Annotated in this window: 5 protein-coding genes; 4 read left to right on the top strand and 1 reads right to left on the bottom strand. The window is 57.1% G+C overall.

Annotation, left to right across the window (positions count from 1 at the left end):
- The first annotated feature begins 900 nt into the window (after positions 1-900).
- Genes V6C16_RS07300 through V6C16_RS07315 form a run of 4 tightly spaced genes read left to right on the top strand, consistent with a single transcriptional unit; the run spans position 901 to position 4082 of the window.
- Entirely contained in the window at positions 901-2109 is a 1209-nt protein-coding gene (locus V6C16_RS07300) for a quaternary amine ABC transporter ATP-binding protein (protein WP_333536226.1), read from the top strand.
- Positions 2099-2953 (top strand): ABC transporter permease, encoded by an 855-nt coding sequence (locus V6C16_RS07305; protein ID WP_333536225.1) that lies wholly within the window; start codon positions 2099-2101, stop codon positions 2951-2953. The genes V6C16_RS07300 and V6C16_RS07305 overlap by 11 nt, the downstream gene beginning before the upstream one ends.
- A 2-nt stretch (positions 2954-2955) precedes the next feature.
- Positions 2956-3207, top strand: a complete 252-nt coding sequence (locus V6C16_RS07310) for a hypothetical protein (RefSeq protein ID WP_333536224.1) — start codon at positions 2956-2958, stop codon at positions 3205-3207.
- 11 nt (positions 3208-3218) lie between these two features.
- A complete protein-coding gene (locus V6C16_RS07315; protein ID WP_333536223.1) occupies positions 3219-4082 on the top strand; it encodes a glycine betaine ABC transporter substrate-binding protein in 864 nt (287 codons plus the stop codon).
- Between the two features lie 406 nt (positions 4083-4488).
- Here the strand turns inward: V6C16_RS07315 and V6C16_RS07320 are convergent.
- Positions 4489-5346: methyl-accepting chemotaxis protein (locus V6C16_RS07320; protein WP_333542956.1), on the bottom strand; the 858-nt coding region annotated here is incomplete at its 5' end.

Raw genomic sequence — 5346 nt, forward strand, 5'->3', positions numbered from 1 at the left:
GCTCCCCACCTTGGCGCGCCGCATCCCGCAAGCAGTACTCGCCATGCGGCTGCGCCTGTCGTTTTCTGCGGATTCCGGCCTTCCTGCCTCTGCGGCATATCCTGCGCCTTAAATTCTGAACTTCTCCACATGCCTGTGGAGCAATCTCCTTAGAAATGCTCTTTCCCCACTGACGCCGCCGCATAGCGGGCTTTTTGCGCCTTGTCCTGCGGCTTGCGGTCTCCCCCGCCGCCAGCGCCCAACGCGCCACACAAAACCGCAGACAGGCCACAACCGGGCAAAAAGACCGCGCCAAGGCCCCGAAATATGAAAATAAATGCAGAAATAAAATTCATCCTTGCATCGTATGTTTTTTTACTTTATTATCTCCAGAACATCACATCAAACAGCGTGGCGTCCTGCTACTTTCTTCGGAATACCCCCGGCATCATGTCACAGCTTCTGTAGATTCAGCGACATTCATGTTCGCATCTTAAAAGAATCTTCAATGCATATCTGAAAAAACAGTTTTTTTCATTATGTAACATGTGCAAAAGAGTCATACTTCATTTACACATACCAATTGCAGTATAGTGCAACATGAATGTGAATGACACAAATTTTCCGCCCCGGCCCGTGTACCCGCCCCAGGGCAACCCGGCAGGTGTAAGCAAAGGAGGCAAATCACAATAGATAAACCATTTTTTTCTGCACAATATGATGTTTTGTTCTCACAATACTTTTTATAACACTTTATGGAAGTTCGGTTTGTACCGAGGAGGCGTTCATCTGCCGGTGCCGTCAACGCTGATGACTCCAGCAAGTTCGTTTTGACGATCAATTATTGTTCGTCCTTCCATATACTCGCCCGTTTACGGGCTACACCCGCGACATTTCCATGCCACGGCAGAAGGAGGGTATATGGCAAAAATTTCTATCCAAAATATTTCTAAAGTCTTCGGGCCACAGCCGGAACAGGCTCTCGAACTGGCCGCCGAAGGCGCCTCACGCGCGGACATTCTGCGAAAAACCCGCACCACGGTGGCCCTGCGCGACATTTCCCTTGATATTACAGACAGCGAACTGCTTGTCATCATGGGGCTTTCCGGCAGCGGCAAGTCTACACTGCTGCGCTGCCTCAACGGGCTGATCATGCCCAGCTCCGGCCGTATTCTTGTGGACGGCGCGGACATAACCACCATGAATGCCAAAGAGTTGCGCCATGTGCGACAACGCTGTTTCGGCATGGTGTTTCAGAATTTTGCTCTTTTTCCGCACCGCACGGTATTGCAGAACACCGCCTTTGGCCTTGAAGTCATGGGTGTATCTGAAGTCCAACGCCTGAAAAAAAGCGAAGAAATGCTTGAGCGCGTCGGCCTTGCACAGTGGAAAAACTCCTTCCCCGGTGAGCTTTCCGGCGGCATGAAGCAGCGCGTGGGCCTGGCCCGCGCCCTGGCCCTTGAACCGCAAGTGCTGCTCATGGACGAAGCCTTCAGCGCCCTTGACCCCCTTATCAGGCAAGAAATGCAGGACGAGTTGCTGTCGCTTCAGGAAGACATTCAGAAAACCATTGTTTTCATTACGCATGACCTTAACGAGGCATTCAAGCTCGGTGACCGCATTGTTCTGCTTCAGGACGGAGCCGTTGTGCAGACCGGCACGCCCGAAGACATTCTTCAGGCTCCGGCCAACGATTACGTAGCCCGCTTTGTTGCATCGGCCGACGCCTCGCAAGTGCTGACCGCCGCCAGCGTCATGAAGCGTTCCGAAGATACTGCGGTGCTTGGCCTGGACGGTCCGCGCGCTGCCCTGCGCAAAATGCGCATCCACTCCATTGCTTCGCTTTTTGTTCTGGACCGTCACCGCCGCTTTGTGGGCATTCTTAATGCCGATGACGCCGAGGCCCTGGTCAGCGCGGGACGTTCAGACCTTACTGAAATAACCCGCACGGACATTGTGACGGTGACGCCTGACACACCGGTGACAGAGCTTGTGCCGCTTATGGCCGAATTGCCCTACCCGCTGGCTGTGGTAGACAGCCGCCGTCGCCTGCAGGGCGTCATCGTGCGTGGGCTGCTGCTGGGCGCGCTGGTGGAGCATAATGACAGGAGGGGTGCGCATGCTGCCTAGATTGCCCCTGGCCGGCTATATTGACAGCGGCGTGGAATTTCTGGTGGAGCAGTTTTCCGGCGTTACCCGCGCCGGGTCCGCCATCATGCTTGCCCTGCTGGACCGTTTTGAAGAATTTCTGCTGCTGCCGCCGCCGTGGCTTTTTATTCTGCTTCTGGCGGCCCTGGCGTGGTGGGTAACGCGCAGGCCCGGCCTGCCTGTATTCGTGGCTCTGGGCTTTGGCCTTTTGTGGAATCTCGGCCTGTGGGCGCCCACCATCAGCACGCTGGCCCTGGTGCTTTCAGCCACGCTGCTTTCCGTGCTGGTGGGTGTACCCTGCGGCATTCTTGCGGCCATGTCCCCCACGGCGCGCAAGATTGTCATGCCCGTGCTGGACGTCATGCAAACCATGCCCGCCTTTGTCTATCTTATACCGGCCATTCCTTTTTTCGGCATCGGCAAGGTCAGTGCGGTGGTGGCTACGGTCATTTTTTCTGTGCCTCCGGCCATACGCTTCACCTGCCTGGGCATACAGCAGGTTCCCCGCGATCTTGTGGAATGCACCGAAGCCTTTGGCGCAACGCGCATGCAGCGCCTGTACAAGCTGGAACTTCCCCTGGCTATGCCCACTATTGTCGCGGGCGTAAACCAGACCATCATGCTGGCCCTTTCAATGGCCGTCATCGCGGCCATGATCGGCGCGCGCGGCCTGGGGGGCGAAGTGTGGAAGGCCATTCAGCGCCTCAACATCGGCATGGGTTTTGAGGCCGGGCTTGGCATTGTTATTGTTGCCATCACCCTTGACCGCCTCTTCCGCGCGCTGGCGCAGAAAAGCTCCGGCAAGAAAGCCCATCAGGGTATGTAACCTTGAAGTGCTTGCTGACGAAGCAGCTCGCCCTGCAAGTATTTCGCGGCGCGGATGTTTCCAAATACCCGCGCCGCGCGTTCCAGCTTTTTTCAAAGCCGGACTGCTCAAGGACCTGCTTTAAAAGCTCCCGTACCCGCACTGCTGTTGCGGCATCCCGTTTATGCGCGACGGCGGAACGGGCGACCATGACCAGTCCGCATGGGCCGCGCATCGGCGCCGTTGTCGTGACCGGCAAAAGAAAAACCTTGTAAAAGGAGGACCAATGAAACTTCGCATACTGATTCTCGCCGTGGCCTTTGCCCTGTTCTTTTCAGCCGAAGCTATGGCAAAAGATAAAAAAGAGGACAAAAATCTCCAGCTTGTTTACGTGGAATGGGACTGCGCCAATGCCTCAAGCCACCTTGCAAAGGCTGTGCTTGAAGACAAGCTGGGCTACAAGGTGGAACTGCTGCCCGTGACCCAGCCCATCCTCTGGACAAGCCTTGCCACCGGCGATGCCGACGCCATGGTGACCGCGTGGCTGCCCGACACCCACAAAGACATGCATAACAAGGTCAAAAACAATGTGGAAGTGCTCGGCAAGCTCACGGGCGGGGCGCGCCTTGGCCTGGCCGTGCCCGACTATGTGCCGCTGAAGTCCGTGGAAGAACTGAAGGCCAATGCCGGAAAGTTCAAGGGGCGGATCGTGGGCATCGACCCCGGCGCGGGCGTCATGCAGCTTACGGAAAAGCTGATGAAAGACTACGGCATTGACAATATGGAACTGCTGGAAGGCAGCGACACCATCATGACCTCAAGCCTGGCGGACGCCATCCGCAACAAGGAATGGATAGTGGTCACGGCATGGTCGCCCCACTGGATGTTCGGGCGCTGGAACCTGCATTACCTTGAAGACCCCAAGGGCAGTCTCGGCAGTGAAGAAGGCATCTACAATGTGGCGCGCAAGGGGCTCAAGGACGATCACCCCGCAGCCTACGCCTTTTTGTCAAAATTCTCTTACGCCACTCCCGAGCAGTTACAGCAGCTTATGGCCTGGAATCAGGAAAAGGGCGCGGACCCGATGAAAAATGCCCGTCGCTTCATGAAAGAACACCCCGAACTGGTGGAAGCCTGGCTGGCAAAGTAAACAGACAGGACAGTTTCAGAGCGGTTTCGCCTTGAAACAGCTCTGACGGCTGCGCGGGCAGGCGCCCGTCACGAGGGCGCAAGCCTGCCGCAGCCGCTGCCCGAAAAACTTGCGAACCCGAAGGACTTGCGAACCCGAAGGACTTGCGAACCCGAAGGACTTGCGAAAAAGACGCACACTGCGCATACGCGCTGTAAAACGCCGCACGTGCGCACCGTAAAGTCTGGGGAAATACATCCTCAAAGGCAAAACCCCCGAAAAAGCGCAAACAGTGTTCACTGCTGCCAGAAAGTCCCCCGTCATCAGATCGATGCGGGGGACTTTCTTTGATTCATGGCAAGCGGAACAGGCAATCAGGCGACGATGCGCCCCGTGAGCCGCTGTTCAGAGCCCGCGCCTCAGGCGTTTACGCCTGTTTCAGGCTGGTAATGAGCTCGCCCAGACGTTTGGCCTGCTGTGCCAGGTCTTCCACCGCGCCGGAAGCTTCGCGCATGGCCTGGGCCGTCTGCCCCACCATATCATTGACCTGCACTATGGACTGATTGATTTCCTCGCTGGCCGCGGACTGTTCTTCACTGGCTGTGGCAATGGCCCGCACCTGGTCTGCCGTGGTTTCCACATTGCTGACGATCTGGCGCAGGGCTTCGCCGGACTGGCTGGCAAATCCGGTGGCAGTTTCAATTTCCTCCACCGCCTTGTCCATACCGCTTACGCTTTTGGCGGTACTTTCCTGAATGGCGGTAATGGCATTTCCCACGTCCTGGGTGGAAGCCATGGTTTTTTCCGCCAGTTTGCGCACCTCATCCGCCACCACGGCAAAGCCGCGCCCGGCGTCTCCGGCCCGGGCAGCCTCAATGGCCGCATTAAGCGCCAGCAGGTTGGTCTGGTCCGCTATGTCGGATATGACGCCCATAATGCGGTTGATGGCCTGGGCATGCTCATTGAGCTGGTTCATGTCTTTTTTGAGCACCAGAGAAACCTTGTGAACCTGGTCAATGCTTTGCAGGGCCTGGCGCACGATATGCGCGCCGTTTTCCGCATTGCCCCTGGTTTCGTCAGACACGCCCGACGCCATTGATGCGTTGCCCGCCACCTCGCGCACGGTGGAGTTCATCTCGTTCATGGCAGTTGCCGCCTCGCTCAGGCGGGTCGCCGACTCGGCCGACATATGGTTTGACTGGCTGATGCGCGCCGTAAGCTGGTTGGATGCCGAAGAAATGATGGTGACCACTTCCTCCAGCTGCCCGGCTGCAGCCAGCATGCC

The organism is Desulfovibrio sp. 1188_IL3213 (assembly GCF_036763145.1).
In the GTDB taxonomy this organism is placed as follows: domain Bacteria; phylum Desulfobacterota; class Desulfovibrionia; order Desulfovibrionales; family Desulfovibrionaceae; genus Desulfovibrio.

What these genes read in the sequence shown, in the direction of transcription:
- V6C16_RS07305 (WP_333536225.1), top strand. Translation starts at nt 2,099, where the DNA reads ATGCTGCCTAGATTGCCCCTGGCCGGCTATATTGACAGCGGCGTGGAA.
- V6C16_RS07315 (WP_333536223.1), top strand. Translation starts at nt 3,219, where the DNA reads ATGAAACTTCGCATACTGATTCTCGCCGTGGCCTTTGCCCTGTTCTTT.
- V6C16_RS07300 (WP_333536226.1), top strand. Translation starts at nt 901, where the DNA reads ATGGCAAAAATTTCTATCCAAAATATTTCTAAAGTCTTCGGGCCACAG.